The following is a 14,431-nucleotide window of genomic DNA, read 5'->3' as shown; positions in this document are numbered from 1 at the left end:
GAGCCCGGTAGATCTCGACGTGACAAACGCGACTGCCCGATCGGCACTGCCATTCGAATGCTCCCCATGCACCCAAACAGTCTGCTCGAGCGCGGGCCGCACGCAACTCGGTATGAGCGTGCACTAGCCCGCCGCGCCTGCGGCTGGTGTTGTGCGCCCGGGTCCGCGGCAGAGTAATGCGGTTCCGGTTTCAGATGGGTACGCGGGCCCGGCGGAGGGCGTCGAGGGTGGTTTCGGGAGAAGTGTTGAAACAGAATCGGATTCCGGGTGCTGCCTCGGTGAGGACATTGATGATGCGCTCGAACAACAGGGTTTGGTCGGGGAGGGCTCGTATCGCGCCGCCGATCATGACGACGTCGAAGCGGTGGTTGGCGAACAGGGTTCGCAGGTCGGACTCCGCGTCATCGGGTGATGCGTCGACGAGCAACGGGGTGACGTCGAATTCGGAATTCCGGAGGGCATCGTTCGCGGCGTCGATCCTGGCGGTCAACTGCGCCTCGTCGAGATCGGGGGTGCGGCTGTAATCCATGGCGCGCGGATGCAGGCCGATGGTCAGAGCCTTGGGGCGCGCAGCTGGTTCCGACATTGGCTCTCCTCTGTGGAGCATGGCCTCCGTGTGATCGCGTGCGACGATGGAGGTCGGTTCGACAAGATTGCTTTGTTTACAAAGGTATTTTGGAGAGAAAGGTATGTCAACGGATTCCGGCCTGTCCCTCGACGAGAGCGTGCGCGCCATGGTGCTGCTCATGCCGCGGCTGATCGGACGCGCGAAACGCCTACCGGTCCCGGCGGCTTTGCAATCGTTCGACCTCGCGCCCCGTCATCTGTCGATGCTGACCTACGTACTGTTCGACGGGCCGCTGACAGTGAACGAGCTGGCGCGGCGGCTCGAGGTTGCCCCCACGACCGTGAGTCTGATGGTCGCGGACCTCAGCCGGCAGGGTGTCGTGGAACGACGACCCGACGACCATGACCGCAGACGCACCCGGGTCGCCATCGCCGACTCCCAACGCAAGGCCGTCGAGGCCTGGCTCGGCGGCGCGGACCGCGGCTGGCGCGCCGCCCTCGGCCCATTGACCGCCGAGCAGCGCGCCATCGTGATAGCCACCCTGCACGCCTACGAGCAAGCCGTCTCCGAAACTGTCAGTGGCGCAAGAGAATAATCAGTAGCGCGAGAGGATCAGGTCGGTCTTGAGGACCGCGGCGCCGGCCAGCCAGCCCTTGGACTGAAGGGTGGAGAGGGCCTGGTTGCGGAGGGTGGTGGCCTGGTTCAAAGTGTCTACCTTGAAAGACAATTCGATGATGGTCTCGGTGCCGGTGCCTGAGGCGGCCTTGACCGGAACAACCTCGATGGAGGTGTCGGTGCCCTGCCAGGTGCCGTCCCATTCCTTGCTGGTGACGGGGCCGTGGGCGCGGGAGGACTTGAGTTCGGTTTTGCCCCAACCCGAAGCGGACCAGTCCTTGAGTTTGCCCGGGATCTGCGCCACCGCGATATTGCGGGCGTCGGTTTCGGTGGGGAGCGTGGTGCCCGAGTAGCCGGAGGCGGAGGAGGACTTCTTGTTGGCGAAGCTCACTACCTGCTTGTCGGTGGTCCAGTCGACCTGGCAGTCGTAGTTGCTGGAGGAGTCGAAGCCCTGTTGGTTGGCGGTGGTCAGGGCGGCGTTGATGTCGCCGTTGGTGACCGGGTAGCGCTTCTTGTAGTTGATGTCGAAGTCGCTGCCGTCCTTGTGGCGGAAGCGCACGTCCCAGCCCGCGTTGTGCAGATCCAGGGCGTTGGTGTCGAAGTATTCGTAGGACACCGCCAGCGCGGAAGAGCCCAGGCCGAAGGCGGAGCGCACCTCGGCGGTCGGAGCGCCAGTCGAATCCAGCGTTCCCGCGACGAGGTTGAACTTCACCTCGTAGTTCGGGGTGGCGTTGGAGGCCGCGGCGGCCTCCGGCGCGGCCACCCCGCAGACGCCCGCCGCGAGGGCGGCGGTGGCGGCGAGCAGGGTGAAACCGTTCTTGATCTTGTTTGCGAGCACGCGGCGAAGCCTGGGGGCGGAAGGTGACGCCGCGGCGATCACCTTCCGACCTCAGTGTGAAAACCCGCCTACAGATCGGCGATCGCGGCCAGGGGTGGTGTGCGGGCCGCCCGGATGGCGGGCCACAGCGCGGCCAGTACGCCGACGATCCCGGAGGCCAGCAGCATCAGCACGATCTGCGTCCAGGGCACATCGATGGTGGAGATACCCAGCTCCGCAAGGGTTTTGAGGAAGCCGACGCCCAAGCCGAGACCCAGGATGACACCGACGACCGCGCCGAAGATGGCGATCAGCATGGATTCCAGATAGATGCTGCGGCGCACCTGCTGCCGCTGCATACCCACCGCCCGCAGCATGCCGATCTCACGACGCCGCTCCACCACCGACAGCGCCAGGGTGTTGACGATGCCGAGGATGGCGATCACCACCGCCAGGGCCAGCAGGCCGTAGAGGATGGCCAGCAGCGTGTCGATCTGCCTGCCCTGCGCGCCCTTGAAGTCGTCGCGGTCCTGGACCTGGACGATCACGTACTGCTCGGTGGCCTTCTCCAGGTTCTTGCGCATGGCGGGGAGGTCCGCGCCGGGTTGGCCCTTCACCAGCACCAGGAAGCTGCTCTGGTAGCTGACCGGAACCGTCTTCTCGTACAACGCCTTCGACGCGACCAGCGACTGCAGCAGCTGGGTGTCCTTGTAGATGCCCGCGACGGTGACCTTGTACTTCTTGAAGTCCAGGCTGGTCACGTCGACGCTGTCGCCGACCTTCCAACCGTGGTCGCCCGCATAGGTTTCCGACACCATGATGTCGTTGTCGCCGAGCTGGTCGGTGCCCTGCTTCATGGTGTAGTTGAGAACCTTGTCCATCGGTCCCTCGGGCACGGTGCCGATCAGCTGCTTGCCGTCGACCTTGAGCGCGATGCCGTGGAAGGCCACCACATCCTTGACCTGCGGCACCTGCTTGACGGTATCGGTGGCGGCCAGCGGGACGCCGATGATGCCGCCGGGCGGGCCCTGCAGGATGTAGTCGGCGGTGACGCCCTTGTCGACCAGATCGCTCACGCTGGCCTTGGCCGAGGAGCCGAGCATGCCGATGGCGGACACCAGCATCAGGCCCAGCGTCAGCGCGAAGGCGGTCGCGGCGGTTCGGCGCGGATTGCGAATCGCGTTGTTGCGCGCCATCCTTCCGACTGGCCCGAACGGCCGCACCAGCACGCTGAGCCCGCTCACCACCGGCCGCGACAGCGCCGGGGACGCGAACAGCACCGCGAGAATCAAAGCGGCAGCACCGATTCCGACCACCGAGGCCGCACCGCCGCCGGTACCGCGCGCACCCAGCACCACCAGCACCACACCGGCCACCGCCAGCACCGCGCCGATGATGGTCCGCACCCGCAACGACTCACCGGACGAATTCGCCTCCGAGCGCATGGCTTCCACCGGCGGCACCTTGGCCGCGCGGCGTGCGGGTGCATAAGCGCTGAGCACCGTCACCAACGTCCCGACACCGATAGCCACCAGCACAGTGCGCGGCTGCAACGACATCGTGCCGGTGGGCAGCCCGAGCTTGAAGGCATTGAGCAGCCCCGACAGGCCGAATGCCAAACCGACGCCCGCCGCGAGACCCAGTGCGCTGCCGATCAATCCGACGATCAGCGACTCCCCCACCACAGAGCGCGAGATCTGCCGCCGGCTCGCACCGACCGCACGCAGCAGCGCCAGCTCGCGCAACCGCTGCGCCACCAGCATCGAGAAGGTGTTGTAGATGATGAACGTGCCCACGATCAGCGCGATGGACCCGAACGCCAGCAGGAAGTAGTTGATGAACTTCAGCGCATTGCCCAACTGCTGCTTGAAGTCATCGCGGACCTGATCGGCGTCCTGCACCTTGTAATCGGGCAGCGCCGCCTTGATCTGATCGCGCAGATCATCGGCCTTCACACCCGGATTCGCGGCGATATCGACATAGGCGACATACTGGCCGTCGGTGAACAGCTGCCGCGCCTGCGAATCCTCGAACTGCAGCGCGATGAACCCGCCGGTGTTCGAGGCGTCGATGTCGTAGATGCCCGAGACGGTGACGTCGATATTGCCCTTGGACGGAACCAGCACCTTGGTGTGATCGCCGACCTTCAGATCCGCCCGCTCCGCACCACCCTTGTTGATGGCGATCTCACCGGGCTTCGACGGCGGCGTGCCCTCGATGAACTTGTCCGGCTCCGCCACCGACTTCCCGGGCGGCAGATACGACTGGCCGATGGTCGGCGCGCCGCCGGTCTGCACGGCATGCCCGTCCTTCAACAGCATGACCGGGCCGTTGACGCTCGGCGCGACCGTCTTCACGCCGTCCATGTGAGAGATCTTGTCCACCACATCGTTCGGCACACCGAGCGACTGCTGCTCCTTGGGCGAGACCCGCACGTCGACGCCGCGCGCCTGGGTGGAGAAGATGCCGTCGAAGGTGGACTGCAGCGTATCGGTGAAGATGAACGACCCGGAGATGAACGCGGTGCCGAGCACCACCGACAGCACGGTCAGCACCAGCCGCACCTTGTGCGCGGCGAGATTGCGCAAGGCGACCTTGCGCATCGGGGAGGCAGACATCAGAGCGTCTCCAGCGACTTCATCTTGTCGAGCACGGAATCGGCGGTGGGCCCGCGCAATTCGTCGACGATCTTGCCGTCGGCGAGGAAGACCACCCGGTCGGCGTAGGAGGCGGCGCGCGGATCGTGGGTCACGATGACCACGGTCTGACCGAATTCGTCGACGGCGGCGCGCAGGATGCTGAGCACCTCGCCGGAGGAGTGCGAGTCCAGGTTGCCGGTCGGCTCGTCACCGAAGATGATGTCCGGCTTGCCCGCCAGCGCGCGGGCACACGCCACGCGCTGCTGCTGACCGCCCGACAGCTCGCTCGGCCGGTGAGTGAGCCGGTCGCCCAGGCCCAGCCGCTTGACCACGGTCGAGAGCCATTCCTCGTCGGCCTTGCGGCCCGCGATGTCCAGCGGCAGCGTGATGTTCTCCAGCGCGGTCAGCGTCGGAACCAGGTTGAACGCCTGGAAGACGAAGCCGATGCGGTCCCGGCGCAGCGCGGTGATCTGCTTGTCCGAGAGCCGGGTGAGATCGGTCTCACCGATGTGCACCGCGCCTGTGGTCGCCGAATCCAGGCCCGCCAGGCAGTGCATGAGCGTCGACTTGCCGGAACCGGACGGTCCCATGATGGCCGTGAACTCGCCCTTCGCGAACTCGGCCGTCACTCCGGCCAGCGCGTGGACCTGCGTATCGCCCGACCCGTAGATCTTCACTAGATCGGTCGCACGGGCGGCGACCGTGGCCGCGCCCTGCTCCAGGCTGACGGAATCCGAGACGTTCGAAGTCATGATGTCCAGTGTGTCGAGGTTCGAGGGCTCATGCCATCCGGGAACTCCCTGATGGGGATCTCCTCACAGACTCCACACAATTGGCCGCCGCGGCCAGCCCTCAATTGATGGGGGCGGCCCGCCACCAGTCCATGAGCTGATCGTCGGTGGCCAGGAAACCGGTGCTGTACATGAGGAACGCTCGCTTGCCGTCCTTGGCGTGGAACTCCGTCACCAGCCGCGGGCGCAGCAGGGCACTGCCGCTGAGCTGGTAGTTCGTGTACTTGTTGCCGTGCACCTTGACGTCGGTCTTGGTATAGCCCGACAGGGCGGCCAGCGCGTCCTCGGCGTCGGCGGTCGAGCGGTACATGAGGAAGCGGTACACCGGGTGGCCCAGGCCGGTGCAGTTCCACGCGATCTCCCACGCCCCGAAATCCGGGTCGCCGGACCCCGAGTCGGGTGGGGGTGAGGCGGGTTCGTAGGTCGTGCACGACGCACCCTGGTAACCCGTGCCGGAATTGGCATCCGAATTCGGGTCGGCCTGGGGCAGCATCTGCGGGAAACGCTGGCTCAGCAACTGAGCGGCCGCGCCCGCGTGCTCGGGCAGGCCCGCGGCGGGCTCGGTCGTCTCGGTCACGGTCGGATCGGCGGCCTCGGTGGTCGGCTCCACGCTGGTGGTGACGGTCGTGTGCGAATTCGACGAGCGATCCAGAATGGCGACGCACCCGGCGATCGCCACCAGCGGCAACACCACGACGGCCGCCGCACCCAGCAGGCAGCCGCGCAGTTTCGAGCGCTTCCTACGGCGGGGCGGCGGAACAGGTCGCGGCGCGGGCGGCGCGGCCACCTGGGCGGTGTAGCGCGAGGTCGCGGCGGGACGCTGGCCCGGAACGGAATGCTGCTGTCCCGGAGCCGAATTCGAATCGAACGGCGTCGTCATCACGGCCGTCGGCTGCGGGGCGAACGGCGCGTGCGCCAGCACCTGGGTCGGACCGGCCGGATTCTCCAGCGCCTGCTGGGCGGCGGTCGCGAACTCGGTGCACGAATCGAACCGCCCCTCAGGATGTTTCGCGAGGGCGCGGGCCAGCACCGCGTCCAGGGACGGCGGCAGGCCCGGACGCAGCGAGCTGACCGGCGGCGGGGCCTGATTGAGATGGCCGTGGATGATGCCCACCGGATGCTCGGCCGCGAACGGCACATTGCCGGTGAGCAGCCGGAACAGGGTGCAGGCCAACGAGTATTGGTCCGAGCGCGGATCCAGCGGCTGACCCGACAGCTGTTCCGGCGAGGCATAGGTGAGCGTCGCGGTGAACGAGCCGGTCTGGGTGAGCTTGGTGGCGTCATCGCGCAGGCGAGCAATGCCGAAGTCCGCCAGGAAGACTCGCTGTTCGCCGTCGACGTGTTCGAGCAGGATGTTGGCGGGCTTCACATCCCGGTGCAGCACACCCCGGCGATGCGCGAAGTCCAGGGCGCGCGCGGTGTCGGCGATGATCGCAATCGCCTGGCGCGGCGGCAGATTCGCGGACTCCAGCTGCGCGGCGTCCGGGCCGTCGATGTACCGCATGGCGATCCACGGCTGCGCGTCGTCGATGCCGCGGTCGTACACGGGCACGATATTCGGGTGATCGAGCCGCGCGACCAGATCGGCCTCCCGCTCGAACCGCCGCCGCACCTCGATATCACCGAACACATCACGGCTGAGCAGCTTGAGCGCGATCAGCCGAGGCAGTCGCGGGTGCCGGGCCAGGTACACCGATCCCATGCCACCGCGGCCGAGTTCGCGTTCGATCTCGTAACCGGCGAACACTTCCCCAGCGCGCAGCACACCGACCCTTTCGACCGACTCCTTCGGTTCGCGACCCTACGTGCCCGGCGCCGAGGCTGTCATATGCGCAGGTCAGCTCAGTTGAGCGGGGCGTTCTTCCACCACTTGAGGACCGGGTCCAGGCTGCCGGACAGGCCGTCGGTGTACATCAGGTACTGGGTGCGGCCAGAGTCGGTGAAGGCGGTCACCAGGCGCGGGTGGCTGTCACCGGTGAACTGGTAGTTGGCGTAGGTCTTGCCGCCGTTGACGTCATTGGACTTGGTGTCCGGGCTCAGGCCGCTCAGCACCGACTGCACGGTGGCGGAAGAGTCGTAGGCGAAGATCCGGTAGAAGGGGTCCTTGTTGTCGCTGCCGCCGTAGCAGCGCCACTGCACCGTCCAGTCGCCGAAGTCGGGGGTGCCGTCGGTGGCGTCGGAGGCGACCGGGGAATCGGCCACCCAGCATTTCGCGCCGTTGTAGCCCTTGCCGTCGGTCTTGGTGGCGGGCAACAGCTTCGGGAACTCCTTGGCCGCGGCGGACCAGTCGATCTGCTTGTCGCCGACCGGCGCGTCGGTCGCGGAGATGGTGGGCGCGCTCTTGGTGGAGCTGGACTTGCTGCTGCCCGCGGCGGCCACGATCGCGACCACCACGATGAGCAGCAGCACCACGGCGATGATGATGCCCACCAGCAGACCGGTATTGGACTTCTTCGGCGGCCCGGCCCGATGCCCGCCGACCGGGGCGACCGGCGGACGCTGCGGCTGGCCCGGCGCCTGATACGCGTAGGACGGCTGCGGCGTGTACTGGTTGGTGGAGCGGCCGGTGTAGTTGCCGGTCACCGGCTTCGGCGGGGTCGGATTGGCCTGCGGTGGAGTGGGATACGGCTGCGCCGGGCCGGTCTGCGGGCGCGGACCCGCGGTCGGCATGGGCGCGCCGGTGTAGGGCATGGCGGTCGGGGTCTGGCCGCCCGTCTGCATCGGCCCGCCGGTTTGCATCGGAACACCGGTCGGCATCTGCCCGCCGGTCTGCATCGGCCCGCCCGTCGGCATGGCGCCGCCGGTGTACATGGGCATACCGGTCGGCATGGCGCCACCGGTCAGCGGCGGAGCCACCGGCATCGGCGGCGCGGTGCGGCCGACCAGCGGCATGGCGGGCGCGCTCGGATGCGCGAGAGCGCGGCGGGCCGCGGCGGCGAACTCGCTGCAGCTGGCGAAGCGGTCCTCGGGCCGCTTGGCCATGGCCTTGGCGATCACCAGGTCCAGCGACGGCGGCAGACCCGGGCGGCTGTTGCCCAGCGGCGGCGGCGGATTCTGCAGATGGCCCTGGATCACCGCGGCCGGGTTGGTGGCCGAGAACGGGCCGTTGCCGGTGAACAGCCAGAACAGGGTGCAGGCCAGCGAGTACTGGTCGGAACGCCCGTCCAGCGCGGAACCGGTCAGCTGCTCCGGCGAGGCGTAGGCCAGGGTCGCGGTGAAGGTGCCGGTCTGGGTGAGGTGACCGCTGTCGTCGCGCAGCCGTGCGATGCCGAAGTCGGTGAGGTAGACCCGCTCGCCCTTACCGCCGGTGGAGCGGGCCAGCAGGATATTGGCGGGCTTCACATCGCGGTGCAGCACCTCGTTGCGGTGCGCGTAGTCCAGGGCGTCGGCCATCTCGGCCACGATCTGCACGGCCCGCTCCGGGGGCAGCGTGGAGGGCGTCACGCTCGCGGCGTCGATGCCGTCGATGTACTGCATGGAGATCCACAGCTGCCCGTCCTCGAGCCCGCGGTCGTAGACGGTGACAATATTGTGGTGGTCCAGCTGGGCGACCAGATCGGCCTCGCGCTCGAAGCGGGCGCGGACCTCCTTGTCGAAGACCATCTCCCGATTGAGCAGCTTGAGCGCCGTCAGCCGGGGCAGCCGCGGATGCTTGGCCAGGTACACCGAACCCATGCCACCTCGGCCGAGCTGCCGTTCGATGACATACCCAGCAAAAACGTCACCTTCGGACAGCATGACGATCTCCCACTTTCCACTCCGCGGCCGGGACCCACCAGCCCGCGAGGTACTACAGACGATCGGCGTGATCGCGAGAACCGATCCGAAAACACCGAAACTGTAGCCGATTCGCGGCCTACCGAACTATCTATGCAAGCCCGCCTAACGCAACACTCAACGTTTGCTTGCAGCCGCAGGTAACCGCCGATCCCTTGTCAGAGGTGAGGGATAGGCTGTTCCGCATGCGTATTGGAGCTCACGTCCGCATGGACAGCGACCCGATCGGCTTCGGCGAGAAGCTGGGGGCCGACGTCATCCAGATGTTCGTGGTCGATCCGCAGAGCTGGGACAAACCCACACCCCATCCGCGGGCCGAGGAGATCAAGGCCAGCGATATCGACGTGGTGGTGCACTCGTCCTATCAGATCAATGTGGCCAGCCTGAACAACCGGCTGCGCATGCCCTCGCGCAACGCGGTGGCGCAGCAGGCCAAGGCCGCCGCCGAGCTGGGCGCGATCGGGCTGGTGGTGCACGGTGGGCACGTGCGCTCCGACGCCGAGATGGTGGAGGGATTCGTCAACTGGCGCAAGCTGTTCGAGCGCCAGGCCGACAAGGGCGGGTTCCCGGTGCCGATCCTGATCGAGAACACCGCCGGCGGAAACCACGCCATGGCACGGTATTTCGACGATATCGGGCGGCTGTGGGACGCGGTCGGGGACTTCGGGGCCGGATTCTGCCTCGACACCTGCCACGCCTGGGCCGGTGGTGAGGAGCTGGTCGGGATCGTGGAGCGGATCAAGGCGATCACGGGGCGCATCGATCTGGTGCATCTGAACTCGTCGCGGGACGCCTTCGATTCGGGCGCGGACCGGCACGCGAACTTCGCGGACGGGACGATCGATCCGCAGCTGCTGGCGGAGGTGTGCAAGACCGCCGGTGCGCCGGTGATCCTGGAGACCCCGGCCGAAGGTGTCGCCGACGACCTGGCCTACCTGCGCGAGCACGTCGGATAAGCCCGTTTCGATCCGGCTGATCCTGAACCTGTTTCGGCGGGCGGGACGCTGGTGTCCTGAGGGAGGCCCGAATCCGGGCCGTTCCTTCCGGGCGAAAGGCATTGCATGTCCGTCGATTACGCAACTTCCAACATCACTGTCGTGCAGCTGGGCAGCAAGATCGGCGCGCGCATCGACGGTGTCCGGCTCGGCGGCGACCTGGACTCGGTGACCGTCCAGGCCATCCAGGACGCGCTGCACAAGCACAAGGTGATCTTCTTCCGCGGCCAGGAGCACCTGACCGAGGACGGGCAGTACGAGTTCGCGCAGCTGCTGGGCGCGCCCACCACCCCGCACCCGACCGTCACCTCCAAGGGCGTCAAGACCCTGCCCATCGACTCCGAGTACGGCCGCGCCAACAGCTGGCACACCGATGTCACCTTCGTGGACCGGATTCCGAAGGCGTCGATCCTGCGCGCGGTGCACCTGCCGCCCTACGGCGGCTCCACCACCTGGGCCTCGACCGTGGCGGCCTACGACTCGCTGCCTGCTCCCCTGAAGGCCCTGGTCGAGAACCTGCGGGCGCGGCACACCAATGCCTACGACTACGCCGCCGACCGCACCGAGGTCGCGCGCGGCGAGAACGAGCAGGTGACCGCGAACATCAAGGCCTACCGCGACGAATTCGAGTCCACCTACTACGAGACCGAGCACCCGGTGGTGCGCGTGCACCCGGTCACCGGCGAACGCGCCCTGCTGCTCGGCCATTTCGTGAAGAACTTCGTCGGCTTCTCCACCGCCGAATCCCAGGCCCTGTTCCAGCTGCTGCAGAACCGCGTCACCCGCCTGGAGAACACCACCCGCTGGAACTGGCAGCTCGGCGACGTCGCGATCTGGGATAACCGCGCCACCCAGCACTACGCCATCGACGACTACGACGGCCAGCCCCGCCGCCTGACGCGCATCACCCTCGCCGGCGACGTCCCGGTCGGCGTGAACGGCGACTCCAGCACCATCATCACCGGCAATGCCGAGCACTACTCGATCATCGAAGAGGTCGCCGCCCGCGCCGCCTGACACCAACCCCCGCCGATTCGCCGAGTGGCACACCAGCGAGGGGTTTTGTCCGTTTCCCCCTCGCTGGTGTGCCACTCGGCGATCGTGTCGCGCCGAAACGCGACAACTCGGACAGCAACGCCGGGATGCCGAGGCTTCCCGCGCCTCGCGGGGGCTGGAACCGACGCCCGGGCTCCCAGCCCAGCCAGCTCCTCTCCCTTCTCCTGGCGTCTTTGTCTTTTGTCTTTGGCGGTAGGCCAGACTGTTCGCATGGAGATTCGGCCGCTCGACGGAGTGCGCGTTTTGGAGCTTGGTAACTACGTCGCCGCGCCGACGGCCGGGCGGATCCTCGGGGACTTCGGGGCCGAGGTGATCAAGGTCGAGCGGCCGAAAACCGGTGACGAGCTGCGGAATTGGCGGTTGTACGGCGGGGATACCTCGATGCTGTACCGGACGGTCAATCGGAACAAGAAGTCGATCACGCTGGATCTGCGGACCGAGGCCGGACGCGGGATCGTGCTGGATCTGATCAAAGAATGCGATGTGCTGCTCGAGAACTTCCGGCCCGGCATGCTCGAGAAGTGGGGGCTGGGGCCGGAGGTACTGAACGAGGCCAATCCGGACCTGGTGATCACGCGGATCTCCGCGTACGGGCAGACCGGTCCGCTCGCGCAGCGGCCCGGATTCGCGGCGGTGGCCGAGGCGGTCGGCGGACTGCGCGAGCTGGTGGGTGATCCGGATCGGCCGCCGGTGCGGGTGGGCGTGTCCATCGGGGATTCGATCGCCGGAATCTATGCCGCTTTCGGCACGGTCATGGCCCTGTTCCAGCGCGAGCGGGTGCAGCGGGTTCCGTTGGAGCAGCGCATCATCGACGTGGCGCTCAACGAATCCATCCTGTCGGTCATGGAATCGCTGGTGCCCGACTACCTCGCCTACGGCATCAACCGCGAGCGGGTCGGCGGGCGCATGGAGGGCATCGCGCCCAGCAACGCCTACCCGACCAGCGACGGCTACAGCATCATCATCGGCGGCAACGGCGATGCCATCTTCCAGCGGTACATGCAGGTCATCGAGCGGCCGGACCTGGCCGCCGACCCGGAACTGCAGGACAATGCCGGACGCTGGCGCAACCGTGATCGGCTCGACGCCTCGATCGCCGAGTGGACGCGCACCAAGACCCGGGACGAGGCGCTGCGGATCCTGGAGGCGGCCGCCATTCCGTGCGGTCCCATCTACACCGCGGCCGATATCGTCGCCGACGAGCAGTACCGGGCCCGCAATATGATCCAGCCGTTCCGGGTGGACGTGGGTGAGCCGGAGCCGAAGGAGGTCGGATTCCCCGGCATCGTCCCGGTCATCGGCGGGCGGTCGCTGCCCATCCGCAATGTCGGCCCGGATCTAGGCGAGCACACCCGCGAGGTGCTGTCCGGACTGCTCGGCATGTCCGACTCCGATATCGAGGCGCTGGAGGCGAACTCATGAGTCTGCGGGATGTCACGCTGCGCGACGGGCTGCAGCTGACCGGCAAGGTGCTGCCTACCGAGCGCAAGGTGGAGATCGCGCGCCGGCTGCTGGCGCTCGGCGTTCCGGAGCTGGAGATCGGGTCGATGGCGCGGCCGGATCTGGTGCCGCCCATGGCCAATACCCTCGAACTGGTCGCGCAGCTGACGCCCGAGGAGCTGGAGCGCTGCTGGGTGTGGGTGGCCACGCCGCGGCACGTGGCCCGGGCCGCCGAGGCCGGGGTGCGCAACTTCCAGTACTGCTTCTCGGTGTCGGACGCGCACAACAAGGCCAATATCGGCCGCACCACCGAGGACAGCGTGGCCGCCATGCCCGAGGCCATCCGGCTCGCACAGGAGGCGGGCGGACGCATTCAGCTGTGTCTGGCAACGGCTTTCACCTGCCCGTTCGACGGGCCCGTGGATCCCACGCGGGTACTCGCCATCGCCGCCGATCCCCGCACCGAGGGCTCGGCGGACATCGTCATCGCCGACACCCTGGGCCAGGCGTACCCGGGTCAGGTTGCGGCACTGATCGGTTTGGTGGCCGCGGCCGGGCGGTGGGGGACGCCGGAGCGGCGCATCGTGTTCCACGGGCACGACACCTGGGGCCTGGGCGTGGCGAATTCGCTGGCGGCGCTGCGGGCGGGCGCTTCGGTGGTGGACGGTTCGCTGGGCGGACTGGGCGGCTGCCCGTTCGCGCCGGGGGCGTCGGGCAATACCGCGAGCGAGGACCTGTTGTTCGCCACCCGCCCGGAATGGTTTACCCCGTCCGTATTGTCGGACCTGGTTTTGATTTCCGAAGATTTGCTGAAGGAACTCGGCGAAGCCAATCGTTCCCGCACAGCCGAGGGCGCGCGGTCGAAAGCCGAGGCATTCGAATGGGTAATCGGCGCGAACAAATAGTTCGCGAGAAATTAGCTAGCTTGCGCGTCCGCGCGTAGCTTCAACAAAACCAGACCCGCGGTGCAGGCGAGAATCAATCCGGCGACCGTGATTTCGACGCGCAGTCCGGCGATGCCGAGCACCGCGCCGGCGAGTCCGCCCAGGAAGATCAACCAGGCCACGACCCGGGCCAGGATTGCCGACATTCGCAGCGTCCCCGGAGCCGCGGGCTCTCCGGCGCGGCCCGGTGTCGCGGAACGCACCGATGCGCGCAATGGAGAGGTCGAAAAAGCACCCATCATCCACTCCTCGATAGACGCTCACCGGGTCTCGCGATTCTTCGGCGCGTCCCTCGGCAAATTTCGAGCGTCTCACGTGTAACTTTGGACACACATTACGGCTCGGCAACGGAATGTCCAGACGACACGTATGCGAAACGCGCCGAGTTTACTAATTCGATATCTGAATCACCCCTGTTTGAAATCTTTTCGAGGCTTCCGGAATCGCCCGCGTTGTCGCATTAGCGAACCGACCACCCGCCTGGCCCAACCCCGCAGCCTCCGTTAGGGTGAGCCCACTCGACACGAATCAGGAGTGCCACCAATGGACGGCAGCAACGCCGGCGCGGACGACCGCGCGGTCACCCCGCTGCGTCACCTGCCCAAGCCGGTGGTGGGTGCCGCGGCCGCGGTCGGCGTCGTCTCGGCCAGCCTCATCCTGCTCGGCGCCTGCGGACTCGGGCACCAGGACACCTACGTGGCGCCGCCGCCCATCAACGCCGATCTGCAAGCGGCCCCGGTGACTTCGGCCAAGGGCGCGAGCACGACCCCCGCCGTGGTCATCCCGCCC

At 67.3% G+C, this 14,431-nt stretch carries 13 protein-coding genes; 6 read left to right on the top strand and 7 right to left on the bottom strand.

Going from position 1 to position 14,431, the window contains the following annotated elements:
• Nucleotides 1-190: 190 nt before the first annotated feature.
• Nucleotides 191-586 (bottom strand): hypothetical protein, encoded by a 396-nt coding sequence (locus ACAM49_RS32915; protein WP_369639452.1) that lies wholly within the window; start codon nucleotides 584-586, stop codon nucleotides 191-193.
• A gap of 103 nt (nucleotides 587-689) precedes the next feature.
• Between ACAM49_RS32915 and ACAM49_RS32910 the strand changes: the two genes are divergently transcribed.
• Nucleotides 690-1,163 (top strand): MarR family winged helix-turn-helix transcriptional regulator, encoded by a 474-nt coding sequence (locus ACAM49_RS32910; protein WP_369639451.1) that lies wholly within the window; start codon nucleotides 690-692, stop codon nucleotides 1,161-1,163.
• On the opposite strand, the gene ACAM49_RS32905 is transcribed toward ACAM49_RS32910, so the two are convergent.
• The 5 genes from ACAM49_RS32905 to ACAM49_RS32885 all read right to left on the bottom strand — a co-directional run bounded on the left by ACAM49_RS32905 (nucleotide 1,164) and on the right by ACAM49_RS32885 (nucleotide 9,168).
• A complete protein-coding gene (locus tag ACAM49_RS32905; protein ID WP_369639450.1) occupies nucleotides 1,164-2,021 on the bottom strand; it encodes a hypothetical protein in 858 nt (285 codons plus the stop codon).
• 68 nt (nucleotides 2,022-2,089) lie between these two features.
• On the bottom strand, nucleotides 2,090-4,618 hold the full coding sequence (locus tag ACAM49_RS32900) for an ABC transporter permease (protein WP_369639449.1): 2,529 nt from the start codon (nucleotides 4,616-4,618) through the stop codon (nucleotides 2,090-2,092).
• Nucleotides 4,618-5,391: an ABC transporter ATP-binding protein gene (locus tag ACAM49_RS32895; protein WP_369639448.1), complete on the bottom strand. Its 774-nt coding sequence runs from the start codon at nucleotides 5,389-5,391 to the stop codon at nucleotides 4,618-4,620. The genes ACAM49_RS32900 and ACAM49_RS32895 overlap by 1 nt, the downstream gene beginning before the upstream one ends.
• A 100-nt stretch (nucleotides 5,392-5,491) precedes the next feature.
• Nucleotides 5,492-7,195, bottom strand: a complete 1,704-nt coding sequence (locus tag ACAM49_RS32890) for a serine/threonine-protein kinase (RefSeq protein ID WP_369639447.1) — start codon at nucleotides 7,193-7,195, stop codon at nucleotides 5,492-5,494.
• 77 nt (nucleotides 7,196-7,272) lie between these two features.
• A complete protein-coding gene (locus ACAM49_RS32885; protein WP_369639446.1) occupies nucleotides 7,273-9,168 on the bottom strand; it encodes a protein kinase in 1,896 nt (631 codons plus the stop codon).
• A gap of 224 nt (nucleotides 9,169-9,392) precedes the next feature.
• On the opposite strand from ACAM49_RS32885, the gene ACAM49_RS32880 reads away from it, so the two are divergent.
• The 4 genes from ACAM49_RS32880 to ACAM49_RS32865 all read left to right on the top strand — a co-directional run bounded on the left by ACAM49_RS32880 (nucleotide 9,393) and on the right by ACAM49_RS32865 (nucleotide 13,603).
• Nucleotides 9,393-10,163 (top strand): deoxyribonuclease IV, encoded by a 771-nt coding sequence (locus ACAM49_RS32880; RefSeq protein ID WP_040811967.1) that lies wholly within the window; start codon nucleotides 9,393-9,395, stop codon nucleotides 10,161-10,163.
• Nucleotides 10,164-10,268: 105 nt separating this feature from the next.
• Nucleotides 10,269-11,219 (top strand): TauD/TfdA dioxygenase family protein, encoded by a 951-nt coding sequence (locus tag ACAM49_RS32875; protein ID WP_369639445.1) that lies wholly within the window; start codon nucleotides 10,269-10,271, stop codon nucleotides 11,217-11,219.
• Nucleotides 11,220-11,468: 249 nt separating this feature from the next.
• Entirely contained in the window at nucleotides 11,469-12,680 is a 1,212-nt protein-coding gene (locus ACAM49_RS32870) for a CaiB/BaiF CoA transferase family protein (RefSeq protein WP_369639444.1), read from the top strand.
• Nucleotides 12,677-13,603, top strand: coding sequence for a hydroxymethylglutaryl-CoA lyase (locus ACAM49_RS32865; RefSeq protein WP_369639443.1), 927 nt, complete (start codon nucleotides 12,677-12,679; stop codon nucleotides 13,601-13,603). Before ACAM49_RS32870 ends, ACAM49_RS32865 begins: the two co-directional genes overlap by 4 nt.
• 11 nt (nucleotides 13,604-13,614) lie before the next feature.
• Here the strand turns inward: ACAM49_RS32865 and ACAM49_RS32860 are convergent, their stop codons facing one another.
• Nucleotides 13,615-13,881: a hypothetical protein gene (locus ACAM49_RS32860; RefSeq protein ID WP_369639442.1), complete on the bottom strand. Its 267-nt coding sequence runs from the start codon at nucleotides 13,879-13,881 to the stop codon at nucleotides 13,615-13,617.
• Between the two features lie 304 nt (nucleotides 13,882-14,185).
• On the opposite strand from ACAM49_RS32860, the gene ACAM49_RS32855 reads away from it, so the two are divergent.
• The coding region (locus ACAM49_RS32855) for a hypothetical protein (protein WP_369639441.1) at nucleotides 14,186-14,431 on the top strand (246 nt) is incomplete at its 3' end.

The organism is Nocardia sp. JMUB6875, assembly GCF_041154655.1.
Lineage (GTDB): Bacteria > Actinomycetota > Actinomycetes > Mycobacteriales > Mycobacteriaceae > Nocardia.
This window is presented reverse-complemented; position numbering and strand designations above follow the sequence as displayed.

What these genes read in the sequence shown, in the direction of transcription:
- ACAM49_RS32915 (WP_369639452.1), bottom strand. Translation starts at nt 586, where the DNA reads ATGTCGGAACCAGCTGCGCGCCCCAAGGCTCTGACCATCGGCCTGCAT.
- ACAM49_RS32910 (WP_369639451.1), top strand. Translation starts at nt 690, where the DNA reads ATGTCAACGGATTCCGGCCTGTCCCTCGACGAGAGCGTGCGCGCCATG.
- ACAM49_RS32900 (WP_369639449.1), bottom strand. Translation starts at nt 4,618, where the DNA reads ATGTCTGCCTCCCCGATGCGCAAGGTCGCCTTGCGCAATCTCGCCGCG.
- ACAM49_RS32895 (WP_369639448.1), bottom strand. Translation starts at nt 5,391, where the DNA reads ATGACTTCGAACGTCTCGGATTCCGTCAGCCTGGAGCAGGGCGCGGCC.
- ACAM49_RS32885 (WP_369639446.1), bottom strand. Translation starts at nt 9,168, where the DNA reads ATGCTGTCCGAAGGTGACGTTTTTGCTGGGTATGTCATCGAACGGCAG.
- ACAM49_RS32880 (WP_040811967.1), top strand. Translation starts at nt 9,393, where the DNA reads ATGCGTATTGGAGCTCACGTCCGCATGGACAGCGACCCGATCGGCTTC.
- ACAM49_RS32875 (WP_369639445.1), top strand. Translation starts at nt 10,269, where the DNA reads ATGTCCGTCGATTACGCAACTTCCAACATCACTGTCGTGCAGCTGGGC.
- ACAM49_RS32870 (WP_369639444.1), top strand. Translation starts at nt 11,469, where the DNA reads ATGGAGATTCGGCCGCTCGACGGAGTGCGCGTTTTGGAGCTTGGTAAC.
- ACAM49_RS32865 (WP_369639443.1), top strand. Translation starts at nt 12,677, where the DNA reads ATGAGTCTGCGGGATGTCACGCTGCGCGACGGGCTGCAGCTGACCGGC.
- ACAM49_RS32860 (WP_369639442.1), bottom strand. Translation starts at nt 13,881, where the DNA reads ATGGGTGCTTTTTCGACCTCTCCATTGCGCGCATCGGTGCGTTCCGCG.